This window comes from Pilimelia terevasa (assembly GCF_014647915.1).
Lineage (GTDB): Bacteria > Actinomycetota > Actinomycetes > Mycobacteriales > Micromonosporaceae > Pilimelia > Pilimelia terevasa.
Genome location: NZ_BMQC01000007.1, coordinates 80,011 through 96,028 on the forward strand (window position 1 = coordinate 80,011; position 16,018 = coordinate 96,028).

A 16,018-nucleotide genomic window follows, 5' to 3' on the forward strand; every position below is an offset into this window, starting at 1 on the left:
TGTCCGAGACTGCGGGGTGGTCGGATGAATGTCCGCGACGTGCTGCGGGTTCTGCGCAAGCGCTGGTGGTGGGTACTCGGCGCGGTCACCGCGGCGCTGTGCCTGGCCGCGCTGATCACGGTGAAGACGACACCGCGGTACCAGACCAGCGTCACCTTCTTCGTCACCACGCCGAACTCCGGCGTCGGCGAGGCGTACGAGGGCGGCCTGTTCTCCCAGGCCCGGGTCAAGTCCTACGCGGCGCTGCTGACCAGCGACCGGCTCTCGGCGGCCGTCAGCCGCAAGTCCAACACCGGCCTCACGCCGGCCGAGGTCCGCGACCGGGTCCGGGCCGAGCCCAACCCGGACACCGTGCTGCTCGACGCGACCGTCACCGACGAGTCCCAGCAGCGGGCCCGGCTGCTGGCCACCCACGTCGCGGCGGAGTTCAAGGCCCTGGTCGAGCTGCTGGAGACCCAGCCCGGGCGCCCGCAGTCCTCGGTCAAGGTCGAGGTGGTCGCCGGACCGACCGTCAACGACACCCCGGTGGCCCCGCAGCCCGTGCGCAACTTCCTCGTCGCCGGGCTGCTCGGCCTCCTGCTCGGGGCCAGCGCCGCCACCATGCGCGAGCTGCTCGACACGACCGTCAAGACCAATGACGCGCTCGCCGAGGCGGCCGGCGCCCCGGTGCTGGCCGCCGTGCCGGTGGAGAGCGCGCTGCGCGACACCCCGCACCGCCTCGTCACCGCGATGGCCCACACCCCCCGCGCCGAGGCGCTGCGCCAACTGCGCACCAACCTCCAGTTCGTGGACGTGGACCGGCCGGTGCGCACGGTCGTGGTGACCAGCGCGATCGCGGGCGAGGGCAAGTCCTCCACGGCCTGCAACCTGGCCACCCTGTTCGCCGAGGCCGGCAAGCGGGTGCTCCTCGTGGACGCCGACCTGCGCCGGCCGCGGGTGGCCGAGTACCTCGGCATCGAGGGCGCCGCCGGCCTCACCACGCTGCTGGCCGGGCAGGCCCGGCTGGACGACGTGGCCCAGGAGTACGGCACCGGCATGTGGGTGCTGCCCTCGGGCTTCCAGCCGCCGAACCCCAGCGAGCTGCTCGGCTCGGCGCACATGGCCGACCTGCTGGAGGACTTCCGGGAGCGGTACGACCTGGTGATCGTCGACTGCCCGCCGCTGCTGCCGGTGACCGACGGCGCCGTCGTGGCCGCCCGCGCCGACGGGGCGCTGCTGGTGACCCGGGCGCGGCAGACGACGCAGGCGCAGGTGCACGCCGCCGCGGGGGCACTGCGCTCGGTGGACGCGCGGCTGCTGGGCTGCGTGTTCAACATGGTCATGCGCAGCGACGGGGACCCGTACCAGTACTACGGCTACGGCTATGGCGCGCCCGGCCAGGCGGGGGCCCGGTCGCTGGTGGACGACCTGTCCGCCCCCGAGGAGCCGCGCGGGGTGCCCGTCAGCGCGGGGCGATGACGGTGGCGAACTCCTCGACGGCCGTGCGGATCCGGTCCGCGCACGCCGCGAAGTCGGCCAGCGGGCCGGTCACCGGGTCCCGCAGGTCGTCGTCCTCGGGCATCCGGGGCGCCGCCTGCGCCCGCAGCCGCGGGACGGCGCCGACCAGCCGGTGCAGCCGCTCGCCCGGGTCGGCCTCCTCACCCAGTTCGTCGGCCGGGAGCACGGCGGCCAGCCGGGCGAACTGGAGCAGCGTGAACGTCCGCCCGACCGCGGCCGGCGCCAGCCGCGCACACTCGGCGCGGTGGGCCCGCGAGGCGGTGAGGACGAGCTGCGCCCGGTGCAGCAGCTCGGGCGTGAGCCGGCGGCTGCGAAAGTCGCCGTCGACCAGCCCGTGCGTGCGCAGGGTCTCGGTCGCGTGCGGGTGCATGGCCGCGCCGTCGCGGGCGTGGGTGCCGGCGCTGGCGACCGCCAGCCCGTGCCGCCGCCCGGCCGTGCGGTCGCGCAGGATGCCCGCGGTCAGCCGCTCGGCCATCGGCGAGCGGCACAGGTTCGCGCGGCAGACGACGAGGATGTGGAACTGTCTGGCCACGGTCGGCGGCCCTCCCTCCGTGCCGGCGCCGCCCCCCGGTACGCCGGTCGCCCGCCACGATATCCCGCGCCGCCCGGCCAGGAGGCGATCATGACCGGCCGCGTCCTGCTGTCCCCTCCCGACATCGGGGCGCTGGAGGAGGAGTACGTCCTGCGGGCGCTCCGCTCCGGCTGGCCCGCCCCCGGCGGCCCCGAGGTCGCCCTGTTCGAGGCGGAGCTGGCGGCGGCCGTCGGGGTGCCGCACGCGGTGGCGGTCAGCTCCGGTACCGCGGCCCTGCACCTCATCCTGCGCGCGGCCGGCGTCGGCCCCGGCGACGAGGTGGCCGTGCCGACGCTGACCTTCGCCGCCACCGTCAACGCCGTCCGGTACGTCGGCGCCACGCCGGTCCTGGTCGACGTCGACCCCGGCGACGGCACGCTGGACGTCGACCTGCTCGGCGCCGCGCTCGCCGCCCGGCCGGCGCTGCGCGCGGTGCTGCCCGTAGACCTGTTCGGCCGGTGCGCCGACCACGCCCGCGTCGCGTCGCTGTGCGCGCGGTACGGGGTGGCGCACCTGGTGGACGCCGCCGAGTCCCTCGGCGCGCGCCGCGACGGCGTGCCCGCCGGCACCGCCGGGCGCGCCGCCGCCCTGTCGTTCAACGGCAACAAGATCCTGACCACCTCCGGCGGCGGCGCGGTCGTCTCCGGCGACGCCGCGCTCGCCGAGCGCTGCCGCCACCTCGCCAACCAGGCCCGGCTGCCGGGCGCCGAGTACGCCCACGACGAGGTCGGCTACAACTACCGGCTCAGCGCCCTGCTGGCCGCGCTCGGCCGCGCCCAGCTCCGCCGGCTCCCGGCGCTGCTGGAGCGCCGCCGGACGGTCCGCGCGCGGTACGTCGCCGCGTTCGCCGGCCGGCCGGGCGTGCGGCTGCCCGGCGCCGGGGACCCGGACGCCAACTGCTGGCTCACGCCGCTGGCGGTCGACCCGGCGGCGGCGGGCTGGTCCGCGGGCGAACTCGGCGCCGCGCTGGCACTGGCCGACGTGGAGACCCGCCCGATGTGGCGGCCGATGCACCGGCAGCCGGCCTTCGCGGACTGCCCGGCGCACCTGTCCGGCGCGGCCGACGCGCTGCACCGCGACGGCCTGGTCCTGCCCAACGGCTCGGCGACCGACGACGCGGCGTTCGGGCGGCTGTTCGACCGGCTGCACGACTTCCTGGACCGCCGCGGCGCACCCGCCGGCCGGGCCGCCGCCGGCCGGTGAGGGCCGACCCGCGCGGCAAGCGCGCGCTCGACGTCGCCGCCGCGGCGGTGCTGCTGGCGGTGGCGGCGCCGCTGTACCTGGCGGTGGCGGTCACCGTCGCGGTGGCACTGGGCCGGCCGGTGCACTTCACGCAGTGGCGGCCCGGGCGGGGGGCGCGGCCGTTCCGGCTGGTCAAGTTCCGCACGATGCGGCCCGTCGCCCCCGGGCGCGAGAGCGACGCCGACCGGCTGACCCCGTGCGGCCGGTGGCTGCGCCGGTGCAGCCTGGACGAACTGCCGACCCTGTGGAACGTGCTGCGCGGCGACATGAGCCTGGTCGGGCCGCGCCCGCTGCTGACGGCCTACCTGGACCGGTACACCCCGGCGCAGGCCCGGCGGCACGAGGTGCGGCCGGGCGTGACCGGGCTCGCCCAGGTCCGGGGCCGCAACGACATCGCGTGGTCGCGGCGGCTCGCGCTGGACACCTGGTACGTCGAGCACCGCAGCCTGCGCCTCGACCTGCGGATCCTCGCCGCGACGGCGACGGCGGTGTGGCGCGGTACCGGGGTGGCGGCGCCCGGGGAGGCGACGATGGCGGAGTTCCGGGGCACGGCGGGCGCCGCTCCGGCGCAGGCCGGGCGATGACGCCGCGCGGGGTGGTCGTGGTCGGGGCCGGCGGCTTCGGGCGGGAGGTCGCGCAGTACGCCGCGCAGCGCTGGGGCGAGGGGGTCGTGCGGGGTTTCCTCGACGACCGGTACCCCGGCGGCGGGGACATCGGGGCCGGTGCGCCCGTCCTCGGCGGCCTGGCGCGGGTGGCGGCGGGCGTCGACCACGTCGTCGCCGTCGGGCACGCGGGGGTCCGCGCCGCGCTCGCCGGGCGGGTGGCGGCGGCCGGGGGGCGACTGGTGACGCTCGTCCACCCCGGGGCGCACGTGGCGCCGACGGCCCGGCTGGGGGAGGGGTGCGTGCTGTGCCCGTACGCGTTCGTCGGGGCGGGCGCGGTGCTCGGCGCGAACGTCGTCCTCAACACGTACGCCTCGGTCGCGCACGACGCGGTGGTCGGCCGGGACACGGTGCTCTCCCCGTACGCGACCGTCAACGGCGCGGTGCGGGTGGGCGCCGCGGTGTTCCTCGGCACCCGCGCCACGGTCACCCCCGGTCACGCGGTGGGCGACGGGGCGGCACTGAGCGCGGGCGCGGTCGCCTTCCACGACGTGCCCGCGGGCGCGACGGTGGCCGGGAACCCGGCGGTACCCCGCCGCTCCCTGCGCCTGGCCGCCGCCACCCGCTGACCGGCTCCGACCACCCGCCTCCGCCGGACCGCTCCGCACCCGACCCGCTCCGCACCCGACCCGCTCTCCTTGACCCGCTCTGCTTGACCCGCTCTGCCTGGCCCGCTCTGCCTGGCAGGTCTTGCCGGTGGGGTCAGATCGAGGGTGTCGGGGTGGCGGTCCGGGTGGGGGCGGCGGCGTCGCGCAGGACGTCGTGGAAGCGGGAGAACAGGGCGTCGCGGCGGAAGTGGCGGTCGGCGACCTCCGCGGCCGCGCGGCGGGCCGCCGCCAGCCGGTCCGGGTCGGCCAGCCAGCCCGCCAGGGCGCGGGCGGCGGCGTCGGGGTCCCCGGGCGGCAGGTACAGGCCGGCGCCCGCAGCCACCAGGAGGTCGGTGAGCCAGCCCCCGTAGTTGGCGGCCACCGGCCGGCGCGCGGCCAGCGAGTCGAACACCTTGTTCGGGGCGCTGCCCTGGAGCGAGGGCAGGTCGACCAGGGTGGACACGGTGAGCGTGCTCGCCCCGAACCAGGCCGCCGCCTCTTCCTTGCCGACCGGGTCGCGCAGGTAGAGGTTGCGCTCCAGCACCCCGGCCGCCGCCGCGGCGGCGCCCACGTCGGCGCGGCGGTTGCCGGTGCCGAGGACGACGACGCAGGCCCGCGGCGCGTGCCGCGCCAGGGCGGCGGCGAGCCGCACCAGGTAGTCGACGCCGTTGGCCAGGCCGACCGTGCCGGCGTACAGCAGCATCGGCCGCTCGCCCAGCCACGCCTCGCGCGCCCGCAGCGCGGCCCCGCGCGCGTCGGCGTCGGCAAACACGTCGGCGTCGGCGCCGTTGGGGACCAGGTGCACCGACGCACCCGGGAAGCGGTCCCGGATGCTGTCGGCGATCCCCGGGGTCAGCGCGACGATCTCGTCGGCGTGCCGGTACGCCCACCGCTCCAGCGCGAACCCCGCCCGCCGCGCCGCGGGGGACCGCAGCGCGCCGAAGTCGATGGGGAGCTGGGGCCACAGGTCGCGGATCTCCAGGACCACGGGCGCCGCCCAGCGCCGGGCGACGGCCACGGCGGGCACGGCGACGGTCAGCGGGGTGCTGGTGGCGAAGACCAGGTCCGCCGGCACCCGGCGGCCCCGGGCGGCGGCGCCGCACGCGTACGCGCCGAACGCCCCCAGCCGCCGCCGGAAGCCCATCCGGTTGTCGCAGGCTACCGGCAGCCAGACGACGCGGGCCCCGGCCGCCTCGGCCGGCAGCGCCCCGCCGGCCGACCCGGCCGGGGGCAGCCCGGTGAGCACCGTGACGTCGTGGCCGGCGGCGACGAGCCGGCGGGCGAACTCGTAGGCGCGGGTGCCGCCGCCCATCGGCGGGGTTCGGAAGTACTGGGTCAGGTACGTGATCCGCACCCGCCCATCAAGCCGCGCCGCCGGCCCGCGGGACCGGCCTTTCCGCAGACAATCACCCGGCGAGCCGGAAAACGGTCATTTTCCCGCGAGCGAATCGGGCTATTCAGTACCGTCTACGCCAGATGGGCGACTCCACCCGTGCGACGGTGGCGCTTGCCGGCGGGGGGAAAGGCCAGTGATGTCCGCGGCGGGGAAGACGACCGGGTACCTGCTCGCCGGCCACGGCGTGGTCCTCGGCGTCAGCCTCGCCGTCAACGCGCTCTCCGCCCACGCCCTCGGGCCCGACGGCCGCGGGGCGCTGGCCCTGGCGTTGCAGTGCGCCTACCTGCTGCACCTCGTCGTCGTCGCCGGGGTCGACCGGGCCTACCCGCTGGCGCTGCCGGCGCCCGCGGCGGTCGGGCCGGCCGCCCGCGAGTGCGGGCGGCTCGTCGTCCCCGGGGCGGTGGCCGTGGCGGTCCTGGGCGCCGCCGTCGGCGCGCTGCTGGCCGCCCGCGGCGGCGGCGCGGCCGCGGGCGCACCGCTGCCGGTGCTCGTCGCCGCGGTGGCGGTGGCCTCGGTGGGGCTCACGGCGGTCCGCACCGCGGCGGTGACCGTCGGCGACGGCGCCACCTACCTGCGGGCGCACCTGCTCGGCCAGGCGACCGTGCTGTGCGGCGCCGTCGTCCTCGCGGCCGCCGGGCAGGGGGCGCCGACGGCGTGGCTGGCGCTGTACGCCGCCGCGCCCCTGGTCGTGGTGGGCGCCGGATACCTGCGCGGCCGGGGCGGCCCCGCCCCCGACGCCGGCCCGGCGCGGGCCGGCCGGATCCGGTCGGCCGGCCGCCGACTGCTGCCCGGCGCGCTTGCCGCCTTCGGCACCCTGCGCGCCGACCGGCTGCTCCTGCCGCTGCTCGCCTCGGTACCCGCCCTCGGCCTGTACGCGGTGGCGGCCGCCTTCGCCGAGCTGTGCGTCGTCCCCGTCCAGAACTACGTCGACGCCCACCTCCCCCGGTGGCGGGACGGGGCGGTACCGCCGCTGGGCCGCCTGTTCGGCGCCGCCGCCGCCTACGCGCTCGCCGCCGCCGCCGCGGTCGCCGTCGCGGGGGCGGCGTTCATCCGCGTCGCGCTGCCCGCGGCGTTCGCCGAGTCGGCGCGGGTGCTCCCGGTGCTCGCGGCCGCCGCGGGCGCCTGGGCGTTCTCCCGCGTCGCCGCGGGCGTGGTGACCGCCGCGCGCCCGCCCGGCGCGGTGTCCGGCGCGGACGCCGCGGTGCTCGTCCTGACCGTGTCGGCGCACCTGGCGCTGATCCCGCGGTACGGGCTGTGGGGCGCGGCCGGCGCCGCGCTGGGCGGCTACCTGGCGGCCGCCGTCCTCATGGCCTGGCTCGCCGTGACGGCGGCCCGGCCGCCGCGCCCCGACCGACAGGCGGTGACCGCCCGTGCGGCGCGCTGACCGGATCCCGGCCGCCCCGCCGCTGCTCGTCGGCGCGCTGTTCCTCGTCGTGCTCGGCGGCCGGTTCGCGCCCGTCGGCGGCGCGGACGGCATCGCCGGCCTGGACGTGCGCACGCTCGCCTGCCTCGTCCTGCTGCTCGTGGCGACCACCTGGTCCTTCGCCGGGCCGGCGGCGCGGCTGCCGCTGCGGCCCGTCGGCGGCGTGCTGCTGCTGTGCGGCTACCTGCTGCTCGCCGCGCTCTGGGCGCCGCCGTCGGCCCGGCTCGGCTCCGCCGCCACCGACATCGCCATGCTCGTCGCGCTGATCCTGACGACCGCGCTGGTCGCCGCGCGCGACCCGCAGCGGGTGGTGCGGTGGTTCTTCCTGTGCAGCCTCGCCGCCGCCGTGGTCTTCGCCCTCGGCGCGTGGTGGGCCGGGCCGGGCCTGCAGGGCCGGTACGCCGCGTTCGGCGGGGGGCCCAATGTCTTCGTCCGCATCCAGTGCCTCGGCGTCATCGCGGCGGTGGCCCTGGCGGTGCGGTCGCGGCGGCTGCGCTACCTGCTGCCGACGCCGCTGCTGCTGTACTCGGCGTTCCTGTCCGGCTCCCGCGGCGGCCTCGCCGCCCTCATCGTGGCCGGGGCGCTCGGCCTGGTCCTGGCCCGCCGGCTGCGGCTGGGGCACGCGGTCGGGGTACTGGCGGTGTCCGGCGGCCTCGCGGTCGTCGCCTACGTCGCCGGTAACCGGGCGGTCGGCGGCGTGTACCGGCGGTACTCGCTCGCGCAGCTTGAGGACAGCGACTTCTCGGTCCGCCCCGAACTGCTGCGCCGGGCCTGGCGGGTCTTCCTCGACGACCCGGTGGCCGGCGCCGGGCTCGACGGCTTCCAGGCGCTCTCGGGCCGGTACATCGGCATCGACTACCCGCACAACGTCGTCGCGCAGATCGGCGCCGACGGCGGCCTGGTCGGCCTGGCCCTGCTCGCGGGCGCCCTCTGGTGGCAGTTGCGCACCACCGGCGCCGGCCGGAGCCTGGCGAGCTGGGACCGCGGCGGCTGCGCGGTCGCCGCCGCGTACGTCGCCGCGGCGAGCATGTTCTCCGGCAGCTACTACGACACCCGGCAGTGGTGGGTGTACCTGACACTCCTGGCCGCGCTCGCGGTCGGGGGCGGCGCGGCGCCGGGTGCACCGCCGCCGGCCGCCGCGCGCGCGCCGACGCCCCGCGCCGGCACCGACCGGAGGGAGCTGGTCCCGTGACCGTCACCGTCGACGCCGCGACCCGGGAGGCCCGCGCCGCCGCGGCGCGCGCCAGCCGGGTGGCCGCCAGCCGCCGCCGACGCGGCCGGCGCCCGCGCCGCGGGCTGCGCCGGCCGGGCGCCGCCCTGCTGGCCTGCGCCGCGCTGCTGCTGCCCGGCCTGGTCTGGACGGCCAGCCGCGGCTGGATGGTCCGCGAGCACCTCACCGCCGCCGCGGGCCTGGTCCGGACGCTCAACGGCCAGTTGCGCGGCGGCGACCTCGACGCCGCCGCCCGCACGCTCAGCCAGCTCCAGGTGCACGCCGACGCCGCCCGCGCGTACGCCGACGACCCGCTGTGGCGCGGCGCCGGCCACACGCCCGGACTGGGCGACGACGTGCGCGCCGTCTCCGCCGTCAGCCGGACTGTCGACGAACTGGCCAACGTCGGCCTGCCCGCCCTCCTGCGGTCGATCGGGCAGGTGCGGTGGGAGCGGTTCGCCCCGGTGGGGGGCCGGCTGCCGCTGACGCCGCTGGCCCGGATCGCCCCGGACCTGGCCACCGCCGACGCCGCGTTCGCCGCGGGCCGGTCCCGGATCGCGGCCGTCGACCGCCGGGGGCTGGTCGGCCCGGTGGGGGCCGCGGTCGCCCAGCTCGGCGCGGAGCTGGCCACGGCCTCCCGCGACCTGGGCACCGCCGCCCGCGCCGCCGCGCTGATCCCGGCGCTCGCCGGGGCCAGCGGGCCCCGCACGTTCCTGCTCGTCTTCCAGAACCTGGCCGAGGTCCGCGCCACCGGCGGCCTGCCCGGCGCGTACGCCGTGGTCGAGGCCGACCACGGCCGGCTGCGGGTCCGGCACCAGGGCAGCGCGTCCGGCCTGCGCCCCTTCCCGCGCCCGGTGCTGCCCCTGGACCCGGCGCAGCAGGCCCTGTACAGCGACCGCTTCGGCACCTACCCCGCGGACGTGAACCTGACCCCCGACTTCCCGACCGCCGCCGCCACGCTGCGCGAGATGTACCGCCGCCGGACCGGCCGGACCGTCGACGGCGTGCTGGCCACCGACCCGGTCGCGCTGTCCTACGTGCTGCGCGTGCAGGGCCCGGTCCCCGTCCCGGGCGGCCCGACCCTGACCGGCGCCACCGCCGTGCGCACCCTGCTCTCGGACACCTACCGCCGGGTCGTCTCGCCGACCACCCAGGACCGGTACTTCGCCGCCGCGGCCCGGGCGACCTTCGCCGCGCTGACCGGCCGGGCCGCCCGGCCGGTGGCCCTGGTCCGCGCGCTGGGCCGGGCGGCGGGCGAGCGGCGGCTGCTGGTCTGGTCCGCGGACCCGGCCGAGCAGCGGCGGCTGGAGGAGACGGTGCTCGGCGGCCGGCTCCCGGCCGACGACGGGCGGGAGCCGACGGTCGGGGTGTTCCTCAACGACGGCAGCGGCGCCAAGCTCGGCTACTACCTGCGGCAGCGGGCGGCCCTGGACACCCGGCCCTGCGTGGCCGGCCGCCGCGAGTACGCCCTGCGGGTGCGCCTGTCGTCGCTGGCCCCCGCCGCCGGGCTGCCGAAGGCGGTGACGGGGCTGGCTCTGGCCGGCGACCCGTTCACGCTGCGGACCAACGTCGTCGTCCTCGCCCCGACCGGCGGCTCGCTCGTGACGATGCGCCTGGACGGCCGGCCGGTGCCCTACGGCGCGGGCAGCGACCGGGGCCGGCGCGCCGGCAGCCTGCTGGTCGACCTGCCGCCGGGCGGGTCCGCGGACCTGGAGGTGGTGGTCCGGGCGGGTACCGCGGTCAGTGCCTTCCGGCACGTTCCCCGGCTGTGGGTCACGCCGCGCGTGACGGACTGGTCGCTATCCACCCAATCGACTGACGCGTGCCCTCCTGGCCAGTAGGTTCAGGAAAAGGAGGCCTATACGAAAAAGTGCCTTACCACGTTCATGGGGGGTCATTGTGCGTTTCCTGCGAGTCCTGCTGCCCGCGCTGGCGGTGTTGGCGTTCGCCGCGCCGGCCGCGGCCGCGCCCTACCCGGCGGAGCCGCCGCCGGCCCAAGTCTCCACCAGCACGATCGGTTCCGGCGGTACCGTCACGTTCAGCGCGAGCGGCTTCCTGGCCAACGAGCGGGTATCGATCACCGTGACCTACCGGCGGTTCGCGCTGCGCGCCACGAACCTGGAGCTGACCTCCGCCCGCCGCGACGTCATCGACACCGTGATCGCCAACGGCAGCGGCTCCATCTCCGTACCGGTCACGCTGCACACCCCGGGCACCGCCACGATCACCGCGACGGGCCTCGTCTCGGGGGTCACCGTGAGTACGACGGTGACCGTCCTGGGCGGGGCCGGCGAGGCGGGCCTGCCGGTGACCGGCGGGACCCCGGGCGGGCTGCTGCGCAACCTGCTGCTCGGCGGCGTCGGCGCGGTCCTGCTGGGCGCCTGGCTGGTCGCCTGGATGCTGCGCCGCAGGCGGACCGTCCACGCACCCGCCTGAGCGCGCCCGGTGAACGGCCCGGCCGGCCCGGGCCGTTCACCGTGTCCGGCCCGCCCGCACCGGCGCTACCGTGGCGGGAGCGGCGCCGCCGCCGCGCCCCCGCGGGGCCGCCACCCACCCGGCCGCGACCCACCGCCCGAGCCGCGACCCACCGCCCGAGAGGAGTGCGCGTGTCCGACATCGCCGAGGCGCACCGCACCGCCGCCGCCGCCTTCACCGACCGCGTGCGGGGTGTCGCCCCCGACGCCTGGGACAACCCCGCGCCGTGCGCCGGCTGGGTCGCCCGCGACGTCGTCCGGCACCTCGTGGAGTGGCTGCCCGGCTTCCTCGCGGCCGGCTCGACGGCGACCCTGCCCGCCGTCCCCGACGTGGACGCCGACCCGCTCGCGGCGTGGACCGCGCACCGCGACGCCGTGCAGGCGCTGCTGGAGGACCCGGCCCGCGCGGCGGCCGTCCTGCACAACCCGCACCTGGGCGAGCTGCCGGTGGCCCGCGCGGTCGACATGTTCTACACGACGGACGTGTTCCTGCACACGTGGGACCTCGCCCGCGCCACCGGCCAGGACGAGCGCCTCGACCCCGACCGGTGCGCGGCGCTGCTCGCGGGCATGACCGGTATGGAGCAGGCGATGCGGGCCAGCGGGCAGTTCGGCCCCGCGGTGCCGGTCCCCGCCGACGCCGACGCCCAGACCCGCCTGCTCGGCTTCATCGGCCGCCAGCCCTGACGCACCCCGGTCCCGCGGGCCGGGAGGCGGCGGGTCAGCGGGGCCAGGCGTGCAGGACGTCGAGGATGATCCGGCTGTCCCCGCCCGGCCCGGCGGCGGTGAAGACGCGGAACGGCAGCCGCGCCCGCACCCCCACCGCGAACGTCGACTGACCCTCGAAGCTGCCGCCGAACACCCCGTCGCGCAGTGTCCGGTACCGGATCGCGTTCACCGCGTGCGCGCCGGTGCCGACGGTGAAGCCGGGCGGCTGCGCGGGCGCGAGCAGCGTCACGTTCAGCAGCGCCCCGCCGGCGGTGTACGGCGACAGGGCCCGCCCCTCGCCCTCGGTGTACGTCTCGCCGTACCGCACGCGGTACCCGTTCACCGACCCGGCGAAGGTGAAGGTGAGCCGGTCCCAGCACGCGGACGTCGACGGGATGACCCGGAACAGGCCGGGCAGGTGCATACCGCCGCCGGACTTCGGGGCGCTGCCCCAGTCGTGGGCGCAGGCGGCGGCGCTGGCCGGCGCCGGTACGACCAGGTAGGCCCCGAGCAGCAGGGCGGTCAGTGCGGCGCGGTGCAGCGTGCGGGTGCCGTGGATGCGTGTCATGGCGGTACCTCCGCGATCGGCCGCGCCGGTCCGCGCCCGGCCGGCCACCGCGGGGTGCCGTCGCCGGCATCGGGCGGTCGCCGGGATCAATGGCCCCCCTGGCCCCGCGGCCGGCGTCCCTGGGGCGAGCCTACGCCCGCCGCCGCCCGCCCGGATCCCGCCGGGGGACTACTGCCCGATGATCGGTTGATGCCCTAGGGTGCCTGGCATGCGACTCGGTGTGCTCGATGTCGGCTCCAACACGGTGCACCTGGTCGTGGTGGACGCCCACCGGGGCGGTCACCCGTGGCCCGCCCACTCGGAGAAGACCCCGGTGCGGCTCGTCGAGCGGCTGGACGCCACCGGGGCGGTGAGCGAGGACGGCGCCGCGGCGCTCGTGGAGGCGGTCGGGCGCGCGCGGGCGGCGGCCGAGGAGCACCGGGCCGGCGAGCTGCTGGCGTTCGCCACCTCGGCGCTGCGCGAGGCCGGCAACGGGCCGGCCGTCCTGGAGCAGGTCCGGGCCGAGACGGGCGTGGACCTGCGGGTCCTCTCCGGGGCGGACGAGGCCCGGCTCACCTTCCTCGCCGTCCGCCGGTGGGTCGGCTGGTCGGCCGGGCGGCTGCTGGTGCTCGACATCGGCGGCGGCTCGCTGGAGCTGGCCGCGGGCGTGGACGAGGAGCCGGCCGAGGCGCTGTCGGTACCCCTGGGCGCCGGCCGGCTCACCCGCCAGTGGCTGGGCCTCACGCCGGCCTCGCGCACGCCGCCCGACGAGGAGGCCGTCACGCGGCTGCGGGCGTACGTCGAGGAGCTGCTGGCCCCCGCCGTGCGCAAGCTCGGCGAGGCCGGGTGGGACCGCGTGGTCGTCACCTCGAAGACGTTCCGCACCCTGGCCCGGCTGTCCGGCGCCGCCCCCTCGTCGGCCGGCCTGTGGGCGCCCCGCCAGCTCAGCCGGACCGGGCTGCGGCAGGTGCTGGGCTTCGTCCGGCACATCCCGCCGGCCGCCCTCACCCAGTTGGAGGGCGTGAGCCCCGCGCGGGCGCACCAGCTCCTCGCGGGCGCGGTGGTGGCCGAGGCGGCCCTGCGCGCGCTGCGGATCGAGGTGGCGGACGTCTGCCCGTGGGCGCTGCGCGAGGGAGTGATCCTGCGCCGCCTCGACCGGGAACGCCGCTAGATTCCTCCCTCTTTGGGATGGTCTCCGCCTGCCCGGTCGGCGTGGCGGTTATACCCTGGCACCGTGGTACCGGTATTGCTCTCCAGCAGCTCGGTCTTTCCCGAGCCGACCGCCGCCGCCTTCGAGATGGCCGCGACGCTGGGCTACGACGGCGTCGAGGTGATGGTCTGGACCGACCCGGTCAGCCAGGACGCGGGCGCCCTGCGGGGCCTGTCCGCGCACTACGGCGTACCGGTCGGCTCCGTGCACGCCCCCTGCCTCCTGGTCACCCAGCGCGTGTGGAGCCCCGACCCGTGGGAGCGGCTGCGCCGGGCCGCGCGGCTCGCCACCGACCTGGCGGCGCCGACCGTCGTCGTCCACCCGCCCTTCACCTGGCAGCGCGACTACGCGCGCGGCTTCGCCGACGGCCTGGCCGACATGACGGCCGAGTTCGGCCACCTGCGCTTCGCCGTCGAGAACATGTACCCGGTCCGGCTGGGCCGGCGCGAGTTCGTCCCGTACGTGCCCGGCTGGAACCCGGTCGAGGCCGGCTACCCGGCCTACACCCTGGACATCTCCCACTGCGCCGCCGCCCGGACGGACCCGCTGGCGATGGCCGACGCGATGGCCGGCGGGCTGGCCCACGTGCACCTCGGCGACGGGACCGGCGAGGGGCGCGACGAGCACCTGGTCCCGGGGCGCGGGGCCCAGCCGTGCGCGGACCTGCTGGGGTCCCTGGGGCGGCGCGGCTTCACCGGCGCCGTGGCCGTGGAGGTGGCCACCCGCCGGGCCCCGACCCGCGCCAGCCGCGAGGCGGACCTGGCCGAGTCCCTGGCCTTCGCCCGGCGCTACCTGCCCGCCGCCCAGCACGCCTGACCCGGGGTCGCCACCCGCCCGGGAGACTCCTCGCCGGGGGGGGGGGCGAACGGTCAGGCCGGCGCGGCGGCGCGCTTGCGGGCGCGGTGGGCCGCCACGTGGGCGCGGGTGGCGCAGCGCTCGGAGCAGAAGCGGCGGCAGCGGTTGGAGGACGTGTCGAGGTACACGTTCGGACAGCGGGCGTCCGCGCAGGCGCCCAACCGGGAACTCCCGTGCTCGCACAGCCACACCGCCAGCCCCCACGCCGCCCCGGCCAGGAACTCGGCCGCCGCCGACGCCCCGCGCCCGGTGACGTGCATGTGCCAGTCGCTCGCGTCGTGGCCGGAGATGCGGGGGCGGGCGGGGAAGTCGTCCAGCAGCGCGTTGACCAGGGTGACGGTCTCCGGGTCGCGGCCGGAGGTGCCGAGGGCGAAGACCTCGCGGAAGCGCGGCTGGGCCCGGCGCAGGGCGGCGAGGTCCCGGTCGTCGGCCTCCTCGCGCATCCAGCCGAGGTCGCCGGTGAAGATGTCCGCGGCGGCGTCGAGGTCGGTCAATGTGCCGTTGGCCAGCGACACGGCCGTCTGCGCATAAGCGGCGAAGTCCACAGCATCACCCTAAACGCGGAGCGGGTCCGCGCCCATAGCAGGTTACGGCTTGATATGCGGCCGGAGTACGAGCGTACGGGGGCGGTAGTCTCTGCGCCATGCTGCGGAAGTTGATCCTCGCCGCCTCGCGCTCGCCCAAGGTCGAGCAGGTGGTGGTCGGTGCGCCGGTGAGTCGGGACGTGGTCCGGCGGTTCGTCGCGGGATCGACGATCGACGACGCCCTCACCGTCACCCGGGAGCTGGTGGACGAGGGCCTCACGATCACGATCGACAATCTCGGCGAGGACACCACGAACCTCGACCAGGCCGCCGGGGTGCGCGAGGAGTACGTCGCCCTGCTGGCGGCGCTGTCGGCCGCCGAGCTGACGCCGGCCGCCGAGGTGAGCGTGAAGCTCTCCGCGCTCGGCCAGCTCGTGGACGAGAAGGCGGCGCTGGAGAACGTCCGCGCGATCTGTACCGCGGCGACCGAGGCCGGTACGACGGTGACCCTCGACATGGAGGACCACACCACCACCGACTCGACGCTGGAGATCCTCGCCACGCTGCGCAAGGACTTCCCGACGACCGGCGCGGTGCTCCAGGCGTACCTGCGGCGCACCGAGGCCGACTGCCGGGAGCTGGCGGGCGCCGGCTCGCGGGTGCGGCTGTGCAAGGGCGCCTACAAGGAGCCGGAGTCGGTCGCCTATCAGGACAAGCTGGATGTCGACAAGGCGTACGTCCGCTGCCTGAACATCCTGATGGCCGGCGACGGCTACCCGATGCTGGCCACCCACGACCCCCGCCTGGTGGCGATCAGCCAGGACCGGGCGCGCTGGTTCGGCCGCAGCCAGGACCGGTTCGAGTTCCAGATGCTGTACGGCATCCGGCCGCACGAGCAGCGCCGCCTGGCGGCCGAGGGCTACACGACGCGGGTGTACGTGCCCTACGGCTCCGACTCCTTCGGCTACCTCATGCGCCGCCTCGCCGAGCGCCCCACCAACCTGATGTTCTTCGCCCGCGCGCTGGCCAGCCGCGGCTGACCGCGGCCCGGCGCCGGCCCGCGGCCCCGCGCCACGCCCGCCACGCCACGCCGACCGGGCGACCCGTCGGCG

Annotated in this window: 16 protein-coding genes; 12 read left to right on the forward strand and 4 right to left on the reverse strand. The window is 77.6% G+C overall.

From position 1 onward, the window contains the following. The first annotated feature begins 24 nt into the window (after positions 1-24). Positions 25-1,458 (forward strand): tyrosine-protein kinase domain-containing protein, encoded by a 1,434-nt coding sequence (locus IEY75_RS11565; protein WP_189114292.1) that lies wholly within the window; start codon positions 25-27, stop codon positions 1,456-1,458. On the opposite strand, the gene IEY75_RS11570 is transcribed toward IEY75_RS11565, so the two are convergent. Continuing rightward, positions 1,442-2,029, reverse strand: coding sequence for an arsenate reductase/protein-tyrosine-phosphatase family protein (locus IEY75_RS11570; protein WP_229789575.1), 588 nt, complete (start codon positions 2,027-2,029; stop codon positions 1,442-1,444). The two genes, IEY75_RS11565 and IEY75_RS11570, sit on opposite strands and share 17 nt — an antisense overlap. Before the next feature lie 90 nt (positions 2,030-2,119). On the opposite strand from IEY75_RS11570, the gene IEY75_RS11575 reads away from it, so the two are divergent. Genes IEY75_RS11575 through IEY75_RS11585 form a run of 3 tightly spaced genes read left to right on the forward strand, consistent with a single transcriptional unit; the run spans position 2,120 to position 4,541 of the window. Continuing rightward, positions 2,120-3,271 carry a DegT/DnrJ/EryC1/StrS family aminotransferase gene (locus IEY75_RS11575; RefSeq protein WP_189114293.1) on the forward strand — a complete coding sequence of 384 codons (1,152 nt, stop codon included), beginning with the start codon at positions 2,120-2,122 and terminating at the stop codon, positions 3,269-3,271. Then, complete coding sequence (locus IEY75_RS11580; protein WP_189114294.1) at positions 3,268-3,894, forward strand: sugar transferase; 627 nt, start codon at positions 3,268-3,270, stop codon at positions 3,892-3,894. Before IEY75_RS11575 ends, IEY75_RS11580 begins: the two co-directional genes overlap by 4 nt. Next, positions 3,891-4,541 (forward strand): NeuD/PglB/VioB family sugar acetyltransferase, encoded by a 651-nt coding sequence (locus tag IEY75_RS11585; protein WP_189114295.1) that lies wholly within the window; start codon positions 3,891-3,893, stop codon positions 4,539-4,541. The genes IEY75_RS11580 and IEY75_RS11585 overlap by 4 nt, the downstream gene beginning before the upstream one ends. A 133-nt stretch (positions 4,542-4,674) precedes the next feature. Here the strand turns inward: IEY75_RS11585 and IEY75_RS11590 are convergent, their stop codons facing one another. Further along, positions 4,675-5,913, reverse strand: a complete 1,239-nt coding sequence (locus IEY75_RS11590; RefSeq protein ID WP_189114296.1) for a glycosyltransferase family 4 protein — start codon at positions 5,911-5,913, stop codon at positions 4,675-4,677. Positions 5,914-6,091: 178 nt separating this feature from the next. Here IEY75_RS11590 and IEY75_RS11595 point away from each other — a divergent pair, with 178 nt between their 5' ends. From IEY75_RS11595 to IEY75_RS11615, 5 genes are all read left to right on the forward strand, one after another. Next, positions 6,092-7,339 carry a hypothetical protein gene (locus IEY75_RS11595; protein WP_189114297.1) on the forward strand — a complete coding sequence of 416 codons (1,248 nt, stop codon included), beginning with the start codon at positions 6,092-6,094 and terminating at the stop codon, positions 7,337-7,339. Next, positions 7,326-8,570 (forward strand): O-antigen ligase family protein, encoded by a 1,245-nt coding sequence (locus IEY75_RS11600; protein ID WP_189114298.1) that lies wholly within the window; start codon positions 7,326-7,328, stop codon positions 8,568-8,570. The genes IEY75_RS11595 and IEY75_RS11600 overlap by 14 nt, the downstream gene beginning before the upstream one ends. Then, positions 8,567-10,429, forward strand: a complete 1,863-nt coding sequence (locus IEY75_RS11605; RefSeq protein WP_189114299.1) for a DUF4012 domain-containing protein — start codon at positions 8,567-8,569, stop codon at positions 10,427-10,429. The genes IEY75_RS11600 and IEY75_RS11605 overlap by 4 nt, the downstream gene beginning before the upstream one ends. 58 nt (positions 10,430-10,487) lie before the next feature. Next, positions 10,488-11,024 carry a peptidase gene (locus IEY75_RS11610; protein WP_189114300.1) on the forward strand — a complete coding sequence of 179 codons (537 nt, stop codon included), beginning with the start codon at positions 10,488-10,490 and terminating at the stop codon, positions 11,022-11,024. A 170-nt stretch (positions 11,025-11,194) separates the two neighbouring features. Beyond that, entirely contained in the window at positions 11,195-11,749 is a 555-nt protein-coding gene (locus tag IEY75_RS11615; protein WP_229789576.1) for a TIGR03086 family metal-binding protein, read from the forward strand. Between the two features lie 34 nt (positions 11,750-11,783). Here the strand turns inward: IEY75_RS11615 and IEY75_RS11620 are convergent, their stop codons facing one another. Then, positions 11,784-12,338, reverse strand: a complete 555-nt coding sequence (locus tag IEY75_RS11620; RefSeq protein ID WP_189114302.1) for an AMIN-like domain-containing (lipo)protein — start codon at positions 12,336-12,338, stop codon at positions 11,784-11,786. 208 nt (positions 12,339-12,546) lie between these two features. Here IEY75_RS11620 and IEY75_RS11625 point away from each other — a divergent pair, with 208 nt between their 5' ends. Beyond that, on the forward strand, positions 12,547-13,488 hold the full coding sequence (locus IEY75_RS11625; RefSeq protein WP_189114303.1) for a Ppx/GppA phosphatase family protein: 942 nt from the start codon (positions 12,547-12,549) through the stop codon (positions 13,486-13,488). A 126-nt stretch (positions 13,489-13,614) separates the two neighbouring features. Then, positions 13,615-14,343 (forward strand): sugar phosphate isomerase/epimerase family protein, encoded by a 729-nt coding sequence (locus IEY75_RS11630; protein WP_189114447.1) that lies wholly within the window; start codon positions 13,615-13,617, stop codon positions 14,341-14,343. 53 nt (positions 14,344-14,396) lie between these two features. Here the strand turns inward: IEY75_RS11630 and IEY75_RS11635 are convergent, their stop codons facing one another. After that, positions 14,397-14,927 (reverse strand): CGNR zinc finger domain-containing protein, encoded by a 531-nt coding sequence (locus IEY75_RS11635; RefSeq protein WP_189114304.1) that lies wholly within the window; start codon positions 14,925-14,927, stop codon positions 14,397-14,399. A 98-nt stretch (positions 14,928-15,025) separates the two neighbouring features. Here IEY75_RS11635 and IEY75_RS11640 point away from each other — a divergent pair, with 98 nt between their 5' ends. Continuing rightward, complete coding sequence (locus IEY75_RS11640; protein WP_189114305.1) at positions 15,026-15,946, forward strand: proline dehydrogenase family protein; 921 nt, start codon at positions 15,026-15,028, stop codon at positions 15,944-15,946. Positions 15,947-16,018: the final 72 nt, after the last annotated feature.

Excerpts from the sequence above, each read along its gene's own strand:
- IEY75_RS11565 (WP_189114292.1), top strand. The coding sequence starts at position 25 with ATGAATGTCCGCGACGTGCTGCGGGTTCTGCGCAAGCGCTGGTGGTGG.
- IEY75_RS11575 (WP_189114293.1), top strand. The coding sequence starts at position 2,120 with ATGACCGGCCGCGTCCTGCTGTCCCCTCCCGACATCGGGGCGCTGGAG.
- IEY75_RS11585 (WP_189114295.1), top strand. The coding sequence starts at position 3,891 with ATGACGCCGCGCGGGGTGGTCGTGGTCGGGGCCGGCGGCTTCGGGCGG.
- IEY75_RS11595 (WP_189114297.1), top strand. The coding sequence starts at position 6,092 with ATGTCCGCGGCGGGGAAGACGACCGGGTACCTGCTCGCCGGCCACGGC.
- IEY75_RS11620 (WP_189114302.1), bottom strand. The coding sequence starts at position 12,338 with ATGACACGCATCCACGGCACCCGCACGCTGCACCGCGCCGCACTGACC.
- IEY75_RS11625 (WP_189114303.1), top strand. The coding sequence starts at position 12,547 with ATGCGACTCGGTGTGCTCGATGTCGGCTCCAACACGGTGCACCTGGTC.
- IEY75_RS11630 (WP_189114447.1), top strand. The coding sequence starts at position 13,615 with ATGGCCGCGACGCTGGGCTACGACGGCGTCGAGGTGATGGTCTGGACC.
- IEY75_RS11640 (WP_189114305.1), top strand. The coding sequence starts at position 15,026 with ATGCTGCGGAAGTTGATCCTCGCCGCCTCGCGCTCGCCCAAGGTCGAG.